Genomic DNA, 15,216 nt, shown 5'->3' on the forward strand with positions numbered 1-15,216 from the left:
GCTTCGATCTAAGTGGGTTTGGTGCATGCGGGGTCAGCTACTTTACTGCAACTTTTGAGAGATGAAAAAAAATATACTATTATTTGGTGCTTACATGGGTATAATTACTGTATCAAGTATATAATACGCCTTTCTTGTAATGCATACTTTAGTAAAAATAGTTTTATTTATGAATGGCTTAAAAAGTATTTTTTGTATCTAAAAAATTGTTTAATCTTTATTTTCTCATTACACGTTCTGCTTTTGGCTTTTCTATAATGGTCCTATGAGTTTCTTTCCCCGGCGAAGTTTTTGTGGTTTTTATGAATCGCGAACAGGTAATCAAATAGATTGCTGAAATTACGCACCTTTTTCCGATCATTTCGGAGGGGGAGGAGATGGGGAGCGAAAAGATGATGTTTGGATGAACACCGCTGATTGAGAATTCTTAAACCATGTGTAGTAAAATGCTATCCTAAGCGGTTGTTCTGCTATCATTGGTTTTCTTAGCTGATGTATACACGTGGTTGAGGGGTTTCGTGGCCGGTACTGTTTGCAGTGCGAAAACAGTGCGCCGTAGCCTCGGTCGTCATTCCAATGTTTGAGTGTTCAAACCAGACAGAATGGCTCAAAATAAGCGTTTGTGTTTACAATTCGCCGCCTTCATCAGGTTGTCGTGGGTTTGCAGGAGGAAGGCAAGCCGTTGGTGAATGGGAGCAATTGGAATGGCATGCACGCGTGTGAGAATACAACCTGGGAAGAGTTGGCATTAAAATGCCTCAAAAAATAAAACTTAAGCGTGTAAATTACGCATATGATCGCTTGAAGGCTGATATTCTTGCCAGCGTTATGGCGCCGGGGTACCAAGCGCCTGAGCCAGAGATCGCGGACCTTTTAGGGATGAGCCGAACACCCGTGCGTGAAGCGCTCATCCGGCTCCAGACGGAAGGAATGCTAGACCTCGTGCCTCGACGGGGGGCCCTGGTCAAAGGCTTGTCATCCGCTGATGTGCGGGAGATTCACGAAGTTTTGGCAGGGCTTGAGAGTGAGCTTTGCATAAACTTGGCCATGCGTGGTTTTTCTCTTGCGGAAATTGATGCCTGTAATGAGCTTATGGCAGAAATGTCACAGGCTGAAGAAGCTGCTGACTTTACGCGGTGGCTGGAGAAAGATCTGGAGCTTCGCACGAAGCTGTTTGAGCTCCATGGTAACGGACGTCTAGAGCGTACCTCACGCTTGATGCTTGATCAGCTATATCGAGGTCGTCTGGCCTTGCTGAACGAAGTCGGGAAAGTTGATGTTTCACACGAAGAACTCAAAACCGTGTTGGCGGCGGTTTACGCTGGTGACGGTTTACGGGCAGGCCAATTGGCAGCTTCCTACCGAAAGCAAGCTTGTGATGTTTTGATTGAAAGGCTCGAAGAAGCCGATCTTCTGTATGTTTAGAATTGCCTGAGTGGTTATCGAGTTGTCATCTCGGCAGACAATCTAGCCACGGTTCTGTAGGGCGGGGCCGGTTGATTGCCCCAAGATCAGGTCAGCTTCCATCATATGTGTGACATGGCGATCATTGCTTTCTTGGTCAATGATGTCCGTAATCAAAATTTCCGCTGCCCGTTGCCCGGCTTCTCCAACGGAAGAGCGAATGCAGGTAAAATGAGGAGATTCGCCGCTATTGGGCAGGAATGAGATGACGTCGTCATGGGTGATGATGGAGACGTCATTGCCAACTTGCAATCCATTCGACTTTACAGCCGTTTCTGCCCCAATGGCCAAGGTGATGGATGACGTTAAAAACGCTGTTGGTGGATTGGAGCTTCTTAGAAGGTTCAAAGCGAACTCGGTTCCGAGTGGTTCTGTCATCTCGCTGCTGTGCATCAGCGTGGGATCTATCTCACAGCCTGCCTTTGTTAACGCGTTGATATAGCCCTCTTTTCGTCGGATTGCGAACTCCATCTCTTCATTGCCGTTCAGAAAGCCTATGCGCCTGTGCCCAAGGTCAAGCAGGAACTGCGTTGCGCGTTCAAAGGCTCTGCGATTGTTGATGTCGACCCAGGATGTTTCGGCTTCTGCGCCAGTTATGCGGCCGTGCATCAAAAAGGGGATATTTAACTTCTTGAGCAGTTTGTGCCGCGTTTCCTGTCGGCGAGGAGCATGAACGATGATGCCGTCAACTTTCTTTCGGTTTGCGATTTCCCGATAGATTGCCTCTTCATCATCATTGGCGACAACGCTAATCATCATGTCGTAGCCATATTGGGCGTAGGTCAGTCCTGCGCCTGCGATGAACTCCATGAAAATCGGATTGAGCATCTCATTGGGTGATCGTGGCAGGACATGGCCGATAGACATCGTTTTGCCGGTCGCCAGGCGTTGGGCTTGTTGATTGGGGGCGTAGCCAAGATCCCGGGCCATATCGACCACACGTTGTCTGGTTTTTGCGCTGACTTCCGGATATCCGTTAAGGGCGCGACTCACCGTCGTTTGCGATAGGTTCAGCCGGTTTGAAAGTTCCTTCAAATTCATCCTGCTGCCCTCATTTTTCAAAACGCTTTGAGAATTGCTGGGCAGTCAGTGAGCCGCCAATACCTCAGAATAACTCTCGATATTTCAGTTTGGCAAGTTTCCCGGTTAAGAGTCTCTTGACGTAGCGATCCAAAGCGGTTTGAATAAAGTATCGAAGGGGAGTTCACTCCCTTGGCATGTGCTGCTTGATCGGCTGGCCAAGGGTGTGCGACAGTCTCTTTACAATCTGGGAGGATTGACATGAAACATCTTCATATGACTGGTGTCGCGGGCCTTGCTCTGGCCGTGGCATTTGGAACTGCGGTGTCCGCATCTGCGGCAGATTTGATTTTTAAGCCAGGCGAAGGCGCATTCAGCTGGGATAGCTACCAGGAATGGGCGGCGAAGGCTCCGGACCTGAAAGGGCAGACTGTCACGATCGCTGGCCCTTGGCTTCAGCCGGAAGACGGGTATTTCCGCAGCGCTCTTGCCTACTTCACCGAAGCGACAGGTGCAGAGGTCATCTACACAGGATCTGATTCTTTTGAACAGCAGATCGTCATTGATGCCGAAGCTGGTGCTGCTCCAAACATTGCCGTGTTCCCTCAGCCCGGCTTGGCTTCCGATATGGCTGCGCGTGGCTTGTTGACGCCGTTGCCTTCTGATCTGGGTCCGTGGGTGGCAAACAACTATGGAGCCGGTCAAAGCTGGGTGGATCTTGGAACCTATGCTGACAAGGATGGTCAAGATCAGCTCTACGGCTTCTTCTACAACGTCAATGTCAAAAGCCTCGTCTGGTACTCGCCGGAAAACTTCGAGGATGCTGGCTACGAAGTTCCAGCGTCCATGGGAGAGCTGAAAGCGTTGACCGAGCAGATTGTTGCTGACGGTGAAACGCCTTGGTGTATTGGTCTTGGATCAGGCGCGGCCACGGGCTGGCCGGCGACTGACTGGGTTGAAGATCTCATGCTGCGTACACAGCCAGCTGATGTCTATGACCAGTGGGTCTCCAACGAAATGCCTTTTGACGACCCGCGTGTGATTGGCGCAATTGAAGAGTTTGGCTGGTTTGCTCGTGATGATGCCAAAGTGGCAGGTGGTGCGAGCGCCGTTGCATCCACAGACTTCCGCGATAGCCCGAAAGGTCTCTTTTCTTCGCCGCCTCAGTGCTACATGCACCGTCAAGCTTCCTTTGTACCGGCCTTCTTCCCTGAAGATGTCGAGTTTGGTGCAGATGTAGATTTCTTCTACTTCCCGTCCTACGCTGAGAAGGACCTTGGTAATCCGGTTCTGGGTGGTGGCACATTGATGGCGATCACCAAGGCGTCGGATGCAACCAATGAACTCATGGAGTTCTTCACACTGCCGATCGCCCACGAAGTGATGATGGCGCAAACGGGTTTCCTGACGCCGCACAAGGGTGTCAATCTCGAAGCTTACATGAACGACACTCTGCGCGGGCAGGGTGAGATTCTGGTGAACGCCACCACATTCCGCTTCGACGGCTCAGACCTTATGCCAGGTGGCGTTGGTGCAGGCACATTCTGGACCGGTATGGTGGACTACACTGGTGGCAAGGACGCTACCGCGGTTGCTGGTGAAATCCAGAAGAGCTGGGACGCTCTAAAGTAAGAGCCCAGATAGTGGTCGGCGTTGGCGCCAACCACCTTTTCCTGAAGTGAACGATTTTATCTTGAATCCCTGTTCCCGCCATTTGTTCGAGAGCTGACGGCAGCGCTGTTCGGCAATTACATCAAGAAGGGGAGGACGGGTCATGTTAGCGGACAATCCGGCACTCATGGGGCTATTGACCATCGTCATCGGCGTTGGTGCATGCCTTGGTTACTTCTATTTTTCAAATGTCATCCTCGACACGTTCATCTTTCCCGCCAAAGGAAAGAACGCGGGCAAAAACATCAATCGGGCTAATATGGTTCGCCCATGGTTGTTCTTGTTCCCAGCCCTGTTCGGATTGACCCTGTATCTGGTTTACCCGGTGTTTGAGACACTGCGGCTCTCCTTGACGGACCGGTCTCAGGACGGAGCATTCGTGGGGCTGGCAAACTACAGTCAAATGATGAGCGAGGCGAAATTCTGGGAAGCAGTTCGCAACAATCTGCTCTGGCTGATTGTTGTTCCTGCGGCTTCTACGGCCTTTGGTCTCTTGGTTGCCCAGCTTACGGATCGCATCAAGTGGGGCAATATTGCCAAGTCCTTGATCTTCATGCCAATGGCTATTTCCTTTGTTGGCGCATCAGTGATTTTCAAATTGATCTACGACACACGTCCGGTAGATCAGGCACAGATTGGGGTTTTAAACGCAGTCTGGCTGCAATTCGACGGTGGAGGTGGTTCGTTCATTTTCCTCAAGTTGCTGCCGACAGTGTTGCTCTTGGCCTTTATGGCTGCGGTTGCCTATGTGATCTGGAGTTCCATTCAGGCCGTTACATCCAGTCGGGCAGACCGCTCTTTTTGGACCTTGTTCTTACGGCTTGTGGTCGTGATTGGCGGGCTTTGGCTTCTGTGGGTTTCTGTCGGTGGATTGACGGGTATCTGGGGTGTTGAATTGCCCTATGGCAAGCCCCAAACTTGGCTCACTTTGACCGGTTGGAACAACTTCTTCCTGATGGTTGTCTTGATCTGGATTCAAACCGGTTTTGCCATGGTGATCCTGTCTGCGGCCTTGCGAGGTATTCCTGAGGAAACGGTCGAGGCCGCGATTATCGATGGGGCCAACCCGTTTCAGGTCTTCTTCAAGATCAAGGTGCCGCAAATCATGGGGACCATTGTTGTGGTCTGGACCACGATCACTCTCACCGTTTTGAAGGTCTTCGACATCGTGTTTGCGATGACCAATGGTCAGTGGGAGACGCAAGTACTTGCCAACTACATGTATGACAAACTGTTTCGGGCAAATGACTGGGGTGTGGGATCGGCTAGTGCGATTATCATCATGCTCATGGTTACGCCGATCCTTGTTTGGAACGTCTACAATGCCCGCAAGGAGATGCGCTGATGGATCGGATTGCAGGACAAAAGTCTGGCCTGACCTGGGCCGTTCACATCTCCGTTGTTGCTCTGGTAGCGCTCTGGCTATTCCCCACAGTGGGGTTGTTCGTGTCATCGTTCAGAACGGCGGACCAGATTTCCTCGTCAGGTTGGTGGGGTGCTCTTTTTGCTTCGGAACAAAATGAAGTTTATCGGGCCCTTGATCCGGATGACCATAGAGTTGCCGATGGTGACATGTATGTCGTCAAAGGAAACATCTTTGACGGAACGCCGCGCGCCATTCGCGCGTGGGGTGTGTCGTCTCGGGATATCTCTGCTTTCCAGCCTGGAGACACAGCCGAGATGAAGGGCGGTGAAACCCTGACACTCGAAGCTGATGGCAGCTATGTCTGGCGGGGGAATGACAAGCAGATCTCCGGTCGTGGTCAGCGCATATTCGTAACCTCGGAAGTACCTCCAGACTTCACGCTTTCCAATTATGAAACGATCCTCTTTTCTGGAAGCGGTCAGGACAACATGGCGCGGGCTTTCTTCAACACGCTTACCGTAACCATTCCCGCCACCATCATCCCAATCGTTATCGCTGCTTTCGCGGCCTATGCATTGGCCTGGATGGAATTTCCCGGACGGGCGCTGTTGATTGCCTTTGTCGTGGCGCTCTTGGTGGTTCCCCTGCAATTGGCACTCATTCCGTTGCTGCGGCTGCATTTGGGGATCGGTATTGGCAAAGGGTATCTGGGGGTTTGGTTGGCTCATACAGCCTTTGGAATGCCGCTCGCCGTCTATCTCCTACGCAATTACATGGTGGGTCTGCCGCGCGACATTATCGAAAATGCCAAAGTGGATGGCGCAACGGACTTTCAGATCTTTACGAAGATCATCCTGCCGTTGAGTTTCCCGGCTCTGGCCTCCTTTGCGATCTTCCAGTTCCTTTGGACCTGGAATGACCTTCTTGTCGCGAAAGTGTTTCTGATCGATGCGACCGGGTCAACAACCGTCATGACAAACCAGATTGTCGAGTTGCTCGGCACACGGGGTGGAAATTGGGAGATTTTGGCAACAGCTGCCTTTGTCTCGATCGCCTTGCCGCTGGTCGTCTTTTTCACCCTTCAACGTTATCTGGTGCGTGGTCTGTTGGCCGGGTCCGTCAAATAACATGACCTTGTTTTCTTGTAAGGAGCAGCCGGTATGACCTCTTTGTCTTTGAAGGATGTCAGCAAGTCCTACGGCTCAGTGGAAGTTCTTCGCAACATTGATCTGGAAATCCAGGAAGGTGAGCTGATTGTTTTTGTCGGCCCATCCGGGTGTGGCAAGTCCACCTTGTTGCGGATGATTGCTGGTCTGGAAACCATCACCGGCGGAACGCTGGATATTGACGGTCAGGTCGTGAATGACGTCTCTTCGGCGCAGCGCGGCATTGCCATGGTGTTTCAGTCCTACGCGCTTTATCCGCATATGACTGTCTATGATAATATGGCCTTTGCTCTGAAGTTGGCGGGCAAGTCGGCAGCCGAAATCGACAAGGCCGTGCGTTCGGCAGCTGAAACATTGCAGCTTGCGCACTTGCTGGATCGTCTGCCAAAGGCTCTGTCCGGCGGTCAGCGTCAGCGGGTTGCCATTGGCCGCTCTATTGTGCGCGATCCGAAGGTGTTCCTTTTCGACGAGCCGCTTTCCAATCTGGATGCAGCGCTCCGTGTAGCAACTCGGATCGAGATTGCCCAGCTCAAGGAAAGCATGCCCCAAAGCACCATGATCTACGTCACGCATGATCAGGTGGAAGCCATGACATTGGCGAGCCGGATTGTGGTTTTGCACGGCGGAAACATTGAGCAGGTCGGTGCCCCGCTTGAGCTTTATGAGCGTCCCGCCAATACATTCGTTGCTCAGTTCATAGGCTCACCTGCCATGAATATGGTGGATGCGACTGTAACTGAAACGGGCGAGCAAACGTCTGTGCGGATGCCGGATGGGGGACACGCGACGGTTCCAATTGCATCCAAGGACAGCGATCTCAACAAGCCGGTCAAATTGGGGGTTCGCCCGGAAGATCTTAGCATCACTGACAGCGATGACTATCTCGTGTCGGCGAAGCTTTCGATTGTCGAGGCCCTTGGAGAAACAACCGTTCTCTATTTCGATCCGCGCGAAGGGGATGACGCGTTTATTGCCAAGCTGCCTGGGATTCACAAGGCAGAAAAAGGTCGGGAACTGCGCCTTGTTGCGCCTGCCGATAAGCTGCATTTGTTTGACGAGAACGGCGTTTCGTTCCTGTATCGGTAATTTGGCCTGGATAACATGGATGGACGGGGGGCTGTTGCAGCTCGCCCTTTTAGTTGAGCGCCGCGGCGTTTTCTTTGTGTTCATGTGTGCGGAACACCAGACTTCAGTGGTCAGTATATTTGTACTACCTGATCTGTTGAATTGGTGATTCCGCTAGCACGTATTGTCATACCATGTTCATATGAGCGTTCAAAAACGTTCATATGAACATACTAGAAAACTCTGTATGAGTTGGCTGCAAGGCAATTCGTCGACCGGCGCCGTGAAAACAAACGTTAGGCGACGGGATTAGTGCAGCCGACCCCATAAGGTTGGATGCGCAATGCTTGGTCAGATCGACATTTCAAAACGGCAAGCAGAGATTGCTGATCTTGTTCAGAAAAACGGATTTGCTTCCGTTGATGAACTGGCGGAACGATTTGACGTAACGACACAGACTATTCGCCGCGATGTCAATGGTCTTTGTGAGTTCGGTATATTGCGCCGCACCCATGGTGGTGTCGAGCCGCCTGCGACGACGACCAATATTCATTACAGCACCCGCCAGATTCTCAGTTTGAATGAAAAACGGACCATCGCTGACCTCGTCGCGCATGATGTCCAAAATGGCCAATCACTGGCGTTCTCTATAGGTACGACGCCAGAGATTGTGATGCAGGCGCTTTCCAACCATGAAAGCCTTTCCATTTTTACCAACAATCTGAACGTCGCTTTCACGGCGTCGGGCAATCCAAGTTTTCAAGTCACAATTGCAGGTGGCCGTTTACGACACGGAGACCGTGATGTTTTGGGCGGTGTGGCTCAGGAGTTTTTTGCCCGTTACAAGTTCGACATCGGCATCTTCGGCGTTGCCGGTGTGGATGAGGATGGCACTTTGCTCGATTTCCACGAGGATGAAGTAGCTGCTCGCCAGGCAATCCTTGCCAATTGCCGTCAGTCCTTCCTTGTTCTTGATCATACGAAATTTGGTCGTCCTGCCCATGTTCGCGGGGGGCATATCACAGATGTTTCCGCGGTGTATTCTGAAAAAACGTTACCGGCAGACATTGCGGATCTGATTGTTCCGTCTCGGACGCGGATGGTGACGCCGAATGGCGAGGTGAAGATATGACCGATCAACTATCGGTGCCGCTCGCTGGAAAAGCCATCCAACTCACCGCTGTGTCCAAAATATGGGGTGATACAAGGGCGGTCGATCAAATTTCTGTCGAGGTGCCAGAAGGCTCTTTTACAGCTCTACTTGGTCCGTCAGGATGCGGTAAATCGACTACCTTGCGCATGATTGCAGGCCTTGAAACGGTCAATGGGGGCTCGATTGAAATCGATGGTCGAAATGTGACGACCAAACCCTCGGCGCAACGAGACCTGTCGATGGTTTTTCAGTCCTACGCCCTATTTCCGCATTTGAGTGTTGCCGAAAACATACTCTTTGGTTTGAAGGTTCGACGGGTTGCAAGGGTCGAGCGTCTGGAAAGACTGAAGCGTGTTACCGGCCTTCTCGGTTTGGCAGAATTGCTTGACCGAAAACCGTCTCAACTGTCAGGCGGGCAGCAACAGCGTGTGGCGCTTGGACGGGCTATCATCGGCGAAAAGCCTGTTTGCTTGATGGACGAGCCGCTTTCCAATCTTGATGCAAAATTGCGCCACGAAATGCGCCTTGAAATCCGAGCGCTTCAGCAAAAGCTCGGTTTTACAATGGTTTATGTAACGCATGATCAGGTCGAGGCCATCACAATGGCCGATCAGGTCGTTTTGATGAACGGTGGCAAAATTGAGCAGGCTGCAGCACCGCGGGAACTTTATGAGCGACCTGCGTCTCCATTTGCTGCTCGGTTTATTGGAACACCGCCGATGAACCTGTTCTCGGCACATGCTTTTGGAGCATTGGGGCAGGCGGAGACGTTGCAATTGGGCTTGCGGCCAGAAAATGCCTTTCTGGACGACAAGGGCTCAATCCTCCTTGATGTCAGGGCCGTGGAATATCTGGGAGCTGATGTTCTCGTTGACGGCGTGTTGGGAGACGCTGCTTTTCAGGTTCGTCTGCCTTCAACCAACAGCACTCGCCCGGGCGAAACCATCCGCCTTGGGTTCAATCTCGAAAATTTACACGTTTTTGACCGGACGTCCGGCAAACGCCGAGATGATCTGACACACGAAATTGGAGTGCATTTGCATTCCTGATCACCTGTGCTGGCCAGCTCAGACCACCCGCCAACCGGCGGAGACTTTAACAAGGGAAGTCTATCGTTATGTTGAAATCCACATTGTTGAAGGCTGTTGCTGCCACAGCCCTCTCGTTTAGCACATGGGCATCTGCCCATGCTGTAGATCTCCAGTTCTATTTCCCGGTTGCTGTTGGTGGCAAGGCGGCCGACACAATCCAGGAACTCACCGCTGACTATGTTGCGGCCAATCCAGAGGTGAACATTGATGCTGTTTATGCTGGCTCCTATCAGGACACTGTAGCAAAGGCGATCACTGCTTCTCGTGGCGGTAACCCACCACAGCTATCCGTGATCCTTTCCGTCGACATGTACACACTCATCGACGAAGATCTGATTATCCCGTTTGATGACTATCTGACATCAGATGAAGACAAGGCTTGGGTTGAAGGTTTCTACCCGGCATTCATGGAAAACAGCCAAACCGGAGGCAAGACCTACGGTATCCCGTTCCAGCGCTCCACGCCTGTGCTTTACTGGAACAAGGAAGCTTTCAAAGAGGCAGGACTTGATCCCGATGTAGCCCCAGCCAATTGGGACGAGATGGTCGAGTTCGGTAAAATGCTTACCAAAAAGGATGCGGATGGCAAGGTTAGCCAGTGGGGTGTGCGCATTCCTTCTTCGGGTTTCCCGTATTGGCTGTTTCAGGGGCTTACCACTCAGAACGATGTAATTCTCGCTAACTCCGAGGGTAACAAAACAAACTTCGATGACCCTAAGGTCGTTGAAGCGCTTCAGTTCCTTGTCGACCTTAGCCAGAAACACGAAGTAATGGCTCCTGGCATCATCGAGTGGGGAGCGACACCAAAAGCCTTCTTCGAAGGTCAGACTGCGATGATGTGGACATCCACTGGCAATCTCACAAACGTGCGGAACAACGCACCGTTTGAATTTGGTGTTGCCATGCTGCCTGCAAACAAACGACGTGGTGCGCCAACAGGTGGCGGTAATTTCTACCTGTTCAAAGGGGCATCTGAGGAACAGACCCAAGCTGCTGTTGATTTCGTTCAGTGGATTACGGCTCCAGAACAGGCCGCAAAGTGGAGCATTGCGACTGGCTATGTTGCTCCACGCCCAGCCACTTGGGACACGGAAACAATGAAAGCCTATACGGCTGATTTTGCTCCAGCTCTTGTTGCTCGCGACCAGCTTGAGTTCGCAGTTGCCGAACTGTCCACCTACCAGAACCAGCGTGTGACAGGTGTCTTCAATGACGCGCTGGCAGCTGCAATCACTGGCCAGAAAACGCCTGAAGAAGCGCTCAAGGAAGCACAGGCGCAAGCTGACGCCGTCCTTGAAGAATATCGCTAAGACTGTTTACGGGCGGCGTTTGGTCGCCGCCCGCTTCTTTCTAAAAACACACGGATCGTGCCATGCGTTCACTGAAGATAAAACGGGACTGGGTCCACGGCTGGTTGTTGCTGCTGCCGGCCATGGTATTTCTGTTTGCCTTCACGCATATCCCAGCGATCATGACGTTTATCAATAGTTTTTACTCCACCCCACGGGGACGCCGGTCAGCCAAATTTATCGGGCTCGACAACTATGAGCGCATGATGAGCGATCCGGTGTTCTGGAAGGTGCTTTGGAATAACCTCTGGTTTGCAATTGGCACTATCCCCGTATCCATTGCGCTGGCCATTGTCATGGCTCTTTGGGTCAACGAAAGGCTTGCAGGCCGTGGGTTTGTACGGATGGCGTATTTCACTCCAACGGTGTTGCCACTGATTGCGGTCGCAAACATTTGGTTGTTTTTCTATACACCTGGCTTTGGATTGTTTGACCAGATTACGGGGTCTTTGTTTGGATGGTCTGCCTCAAATTATCTTGGTGATCCGGCAACTGCTTTGAATGCAATCATCATTGTGACGGTCTGGAAAGAGGCGGGCTTTTTCATGATTTTCTATCTGGCAGCTCTTCAGGCAATCCCCGTGTCACTTAAGGAAGCTGCTCAGATAGAAGGGGCAGGGCGCTGGACGATTTTCTGGCGCATTACGTTTCCGCTCCTTATGCCAACAACCTTGTTCGTTTGCATAAACGCTGTGATCAATTCGTTTCGCCTCGTCGATCATATTTTTATTCTCACCGATGGTGGCCCGGACAATGCGTCGGCCTTGCTGCTGTTTTATATTTTCGAGGTCGCTTTCCGGTTTTGGGAGACCGCGTATGGCGCAACTTTGACTGTGGCTCTCTTAGCTTTGCTTTCGCTTTTGGCGATCGGGCAGTTTTTCCTCTTTGACCGCAAGGTGCATTACAAATGACGCGGGCCTCCGACCTCTTCGATCGCGGATTGAACACTGCCGCCGCGTGGGTGCTGGCTCTGCTGTGGATTCTGCCGCTCGCCTATGCCATTTGGACGGCCATTCATCCAGCTGCTTACGAGGCGCGCTTTGTACTGACAGCGCCTCTTACGCTTGAGAATTTTGCAAAGGCTTGGGAAGCAGCACCGTTTGCCCGTTATTTTCTCAATACGTTCATCTTGGTCACGTTCATTCTCGCCTGTCAGTTTTTTCTCTGTACACTCGCGGCATATGCCTTTGCGCGCTTTGAGTTTCCAGGGCGTGGCTTTCTGTTCGCGCTCGTTCTCCTTCAGCTTCTCGTGATGCCGGATATCCTGATTGTCGAGAACTACAAGACCATGCGTTTGTTGGATCTTGTTGATACGATTCCTGCCATTGCCCTGCCGTATGTGGCTTCTGGTTTCGGGATTTTCTTATTGCGCCAAACCTTCATGACCATTCCGCGAGAGCTGGACGAGGCGGCGCGGATTGAGGGGGCTTCCTTTCTGGGTGTCTTGTGGCGGGTGTATATCCCGCTCGCGAAACCGACCTATCTGGCCTATGGTCTGGTTTCCGTGAGCCACCACTGGAACAATTTTCTCTGGCCTCTCATTGTCACCAATTCGGTTGAAACACGGCCAGTGACAGTCGGGTTGAGCATATTTTCGGCTATTGATAGTGGAGTGGAATGGTCGGTAATTAATGCGGCTACTCTCATGACGTCAGGGCCACTGCTCATTGCGTTTCTTTTATTCCAGCGCCAATTTGTCCAGAGCTTCATGAGAGCCGGAATTAAGTAACACCGGTGGTCAATCGGATTTCTTTCCGTTAGTCTTCCATCCCATAAGTTACATGAGCATATTAGCCTTTCGTTTAGGCGCGGTTCCGTGCGTCTGGAGACGTGGAATCGCGTCTAGACCGTTGACCAATTGGTAAAATAACCCGGGTATTGGTGCCGAATTTTATAAGAGCGAGAATTCCGTAGGGTAATTTATCTATCTGTTTTGATTAATTAATTTATATGGTTTTCGTCGTTGATATTTTCGGAATTTGAAATAATGATGATTGAACATTGTAATTTCTGTTGACCTTCATTTTGTTTCGTCTGATATGCGTTTCGCTTGCGTACCTGCGATATATCGGGAGGATATAATGAAGCACAGGTTTCTAGGCGCCGTCGCTGCAGCGGCGCTTTTGGCAACGTCCAGCGGCGCTTTCGCCGATATGGATGCCGCCAAAAAGTGGATCGATCAGGAATTCCAGCCATCAACCCTGTCCAAGGATGAACAGCTTCAAGAGATGGAGTGGTTCATCAAGGCGGCCGAACCGTTCAACGGCATGGAGATCAACGTCCTGTCGGAAACGATCCCGACCCACGAGTATGAATCCAAGACCCTGACCAAGGCTTTTGAGGAAATTACCGGGATAAAGGTGAACCATCAGCTTCTTGGTGAAGGGGAGGTTGTGCAGGCTGTTCAGACGCAGATGCAAACTAACCGGAACCTTTATGATGCGTATGTTAACGATTCCGATCTGATCGGTACGCACTCACGCCTGCAATTGGCCGTGAACCTCTCCGACTTCATGGGTGGTGCAGGTAAAGACGTCACAAACCCGGCGCTTGATCTGGAAGATTTCATTGGTCGGTCTTTCACTACTGGCCCGGATGGCGATCTGTATCAGTTGCCAGATCAGCAATTCGCCAACCTATACTGGTTCCGTAAGGATTGGTTCGACCGCCCGGATCTGCAAGAGCAGTTCAAGGCGAAATACGGCTATGACCTCGGTGTTCCGGTCAACTGGTCTGCATATGAAGACATTGCCGAGTTCTTCACAAATGATGTGAAGGAAATCGACGGCGTTCGTGTCTATGGCCACATGGACTACGGCAAGCGCGCACCTGACCTTGGTTGGCGTATGACCGATGCGTGGCTCTCCATGGCGGGTGCTGGTTCCAAGGGTCTACCGAATGGCCGCCCGATTGACGAGTGGGGCATTCGCATGGACGAGGGTTCTTGTAATCCGGTCGGTGCATCCGTCACGCGCGGTGGTGCCACCAACGGTCCAGCCGCTGTTTACGCGATCCGTAAATGGGACGAATGGCTGCGCCAATATGCGCCTCCAGGTGCTGCAGACTATGACTTCTATCAGTCGCTTCCAGCCCTGAGCCAGGGCAACGTTGCTCAGCAGATTTTCTGGTACACGGCGTTTACCGCTTCCATGGTCGCGTCTCAGGCTGACGGCAACAACACGGTTGATGCTGAAGGAAAGCCGTTGTGGCGGATGGCGCCGTCACCAAAGGGGCCATACTGGGAAGAAGGGCAAAAGCTCGGCTATCAGGATGCAGGCTCTTGGACCATTTTGAGGTCCACGCCTGAAGATCGGGCGAAGGCTGCTTGGCTCTATGCTCAGTTCGTTGTCTCCAAGACTGTTGACGTGAAGAAGAGCCACGTGGGTTTGACCTTCATTCGGGACAGCACCGTGCGTCACCAGAGCTTCACGGATCGCGCTGGCGATCTTGGCGGACTTGTGGAGTTCTACCGCTCTCCGGACCGCGTGATGTGGACTCCGACGGGCGTCAACGTGCCGGATTATCCGAAACTTGCTCAGTTGTGGTGGCAGCAAATCGGTGACGTCAACTCGGGTGCGTTTACTCCGCAAGAAGCGATGGACCGTCTGGCCTCCGAAATGGATCAGGTGATGTCGCGCATGGAGCGGGCGGACAAGGCAAACAACACCTATGGTGGCTGTGGTCCGCGGTTGAACGAGCCGAAGGATGCTGCTGAATGGCTCGGCAAAGGTGGTGCCAAGGCGAAACTCGACAACGAGAAGCCTCAGGGCGTGACGGTCAAATACGAAGACCTGGTTGCTCGTTGGTCCGCTAACTAACTTCCTGAAAACTCCCAGACCCTCGGGGTGCAACATGCACTCCGGGGGACCCT

General features: G+C 52.0%; 12 protein-coding genes. 11 read left to right on the forward strand and 1 reads right to left on the reverse strand.

Annotated features, from left to right (window positions below; translation table 11 throughout):
- Positions 1-753: 753 nt before the first annotated feature.
- Positions 754-1,425, forward strand: coding sequence for a GntR family transcriptional regulator (locus TRICHSKD4_RS27830; protein WP_009465656.1), 672 nt, complete (start codon positions 754-756; stop codon positions 1,423-1,425).
- 42 nt (positions 1,426-1,467) lie between these two features.
- Here TRICHSKD4_RS27830 and TRICHSKD4_RS01710 read toward each other — a convergent pair whose 3' ends face one another.
- Positions 1,468-2,505, reverse strand: coding sequence for a substrate-binding domain-containing protein (locus TRICHSKD4_RS01710; protein WP_009465657.1), 1,038 nt, complete (start codon positions 2,503-2,505; stop codon positions 1,468-1,470).
- A 240-nt stretch (positions 2,506-2,745) separates the two neighbouring features.
- On the opposite strand from TRICHSKD4_RS01710, the gene TRICHSKD4_RS01715 reads away from it, so the two are divergent.
- The 10 genes from TRICHSKD4_RS01715 to TRICHSKD4_RS01760 all read left to right on the forward strand — a co-directional run bounded on the left by TRICHSKD4_RS01715 (position 2,746) and on the right by TRICHSKD4_RS01760 (position 15,163).
- Positions 2,746-4,116 carry an ABC transporter substrate-binding protein gene (locus tag TRICHSKD4_RS01715; RefSeq protein WP_009465658.1) on the forward strand — a complete coding sequence of 457 codons (1,371 nt, stop codon included), beginning with the start codon at positions 2,746-2,748 and terminating at the stop codon, positions 4,114-4,116.
- Between the two features lie 142 nt (positions 4,117-4,258).
- Entirely contained in the window at positions 4,259-5,500 is a 1,242-nt protein-coding gene (locus tag TRICHSKD4_RS01720; protein ID WP_009465659.1) for a carbohydrate ABC transporter permease, read from the forward strand.
- The gene (locus tag TRICHSKD4_RS01725) at positions 5,500-6,648 is read left to right on the forward strand and encodes a carbohydrate ABC transporter permease (RefSeq protein WP_009465660.1); all 1,149 of its coding nucleotides are present in this window, start codon (positions 5,500-5,502) and stop codon (positions 6,646-6,648) included. The genes TRICHSKD4_RS01720 and TRICHSKD4_RS01725 overlap by 1 nt, the downstream gene beginning before the upstream one ends.
- 33 nt (positions 6,649-6,681) lie before the next feature.
- Complete coding sequence (locus TRICHSKD4_RS01730) at positions 6,682-7,773, forward strand: ABC transporter ATP-binding protein (protein ID WP_009465661.1); 1,092 nt, start codon at positions 6,682-6,684, stop codon at positions 7,771-7,773.
- Positions 7,774-8,095: 322 nt separating this feature from the next.
- Positions 8,096-8,884, forward strand: a complete 789-nt coding sequence (locus tag TRICHSKD4_RS01735) for a DeoR/GlpR family DNA-binding transcription regulator (RefSeq protein ID WP_009465662.1) — start codon at positions 8,096-8,098, stop codon at positions 8,882-8,884.
- Positions 8,881-9,954, forward strand: coding sequence for an ABC transporter ATP-binding protein (locus TRICHSKD4_RS01740; protein ID WP_009465663.1), 1,074 nt, complete (start codon positions 8,881-8,883; stop codon positions 9,952-9,954). The genes TRICHSKD4_RS01735 and TRICHSKD4_RS01740 overlap by 4 nt, the downstream gene beginning before the upstream one ends.
- A 68-nt stretch (positions 9,955-10,022) precedes the next feature.
- On the forward strand, positions 10,023-11,306 hold the full coding sequence (locus tag TRICHSKD4_RS01745; RefSeq protein ID WP_009465664.1) for an ABC transporter substrate-binding protein: 1,284 nt from the start codon (positions 10,023-10,025) through the stop codon (positions 11,304-11,306).
- A 62-nt stretch (positions 11,307-11,368) separates the two neighbouring features.
- Complete coding sequence (locus TRICHSKD4_RS01750; RefSeq protein ID WP_009465665.1) at positions 11,369-12,256, forward strand: carbohydrate ABC transporter permease; 888 nt, start codon at positions 11,369-11,371, stop codon at positions 12,254-12,256.
- Positions 12,253-13,074, forward strand: coding sequence for a carbohydrate ABC transporter permease (locus TRICHSKD4_RS01755; protein ID WP_009465666.1), 822 nt, complete (start codon positions 12,253-12,255; stop codon positions 13,072-13,074). Before TRICHSKD4_RS01750 ends, TRICHSKD4_RS01755 begins: the two co-directional genes overlap by 4 nt.
- A gap of 352 nt (positions 13,075-13,426) precedes the next feature.
- Complete coding sequence (locus tag TRICHSKD4_RS01760; protein ID WP_009465667.1) at positions 13,427-15,163, forward strand: extracellular solute-binding protein; 1,737 nt, start codon at positions 13,427-13,429, stop codon at positions 15,161-15,163.
- The last annotated feature ends 53 nt before the right edge of the window (positions 15,164-15,216 follow it).

Source organism: Roseibium sp. TrichSKD4, from assembly GCF_000148725.1.
Classification (GTDB): domain Bacteria; phylum Pseudomonadota; class Alphaproteobacteria; order Rhizobiales; family Stappiaceae; genus Roseibium.

Bases quoted from the DNA above. Each gene is read 5' to 3' on its own strand.
- TRICHSKD4_RS27830 (WP_009465656.1), top strand. From the start codon at position 754: ATGCCTCAAAAAATAAAACTTAAGCGTGTAAATTACGCATATGATCGC.
- TRICHSKD4_RS01710 (WP_009465657.1), bottom strand. From the start codon at position 2,505: ATGAATTTGAAGGAACTTTCAAACCGGCTGAACCTATCGCAAACGACG.
- TRICHSKD4_RS01715 (WP_009465658.1), top strand. From the start codon at position 2,746: ATGAAACATCTTCATATGACTGGTGTCGCGGGCCTTGCTCTGGCCGTG.
- TRICHSKD4_RS01720 (WP_009465659.1), top strand. From the start codon at position 4,259: ATGTTAGCGGACAATCCGGCACTCATGGGGCTATTGACCATCGTCATC.
- TRICHSKD4_RS01725 (WP_009465660.1), top strand. From the start codon at position 5,500: ATGGATCGGATTGCAGGACAAAAGTCTGGCCTGACCTGGGCCGTTCAC.
- TRICHSKD4_RS01730 (WP_009465661.1), top strand. From the start codon at position 6,682: ATGACCTCTTTGTCTTTGAAGGATGTCAGCAAGTCCTACGGCTCAGTG.
- TRICHSKD4_RS01735 (WP_009465662.1), top strand. From the start codon at position 8,096: ATGCTTGGTCAGATCGACATTTCAAAACGGCAAGCAGAGATTGCTGAT.
- TRICHSKD4_RS01740 (WP_009465663.1), top strand. From the start codon at position 8,881: ATGACCGATCAACTATCGGTGCCGCTCGCTGGAAAAGCCATCCAACTC.
- TRICHSKD4_RS01745 (WP_009465664.1), top strand. From the start codon at position 10,023: ATGTTGAAATCCACATTGTTGAAGGCTGTTGCTGCCACAGCCCTCTCG.
- TRICHSKD4_RS01750 (WP_009465665.1), top strand. From the start codon at position 11,369: ATGCGTTCACTGAAGATAAAACGGGACTGGGTCCACGGCTGGTTGTTG.
- TRICHSKD4_RS01755 (WP_009465666.1), top strand. From the start codon at position 12,253: ATGACGCGGGCCTCCGACCTCTTCGATCGCGGATTGAACACTGCCGCC.
- TRICHSKD4_RS01760 (WP_009465667.1), top strand. From the start codon at position 13,427: ATGAAGCACAGGTTTCTAGGCGCCGTCGCTGCAGCGGCGCTTTTGGCA.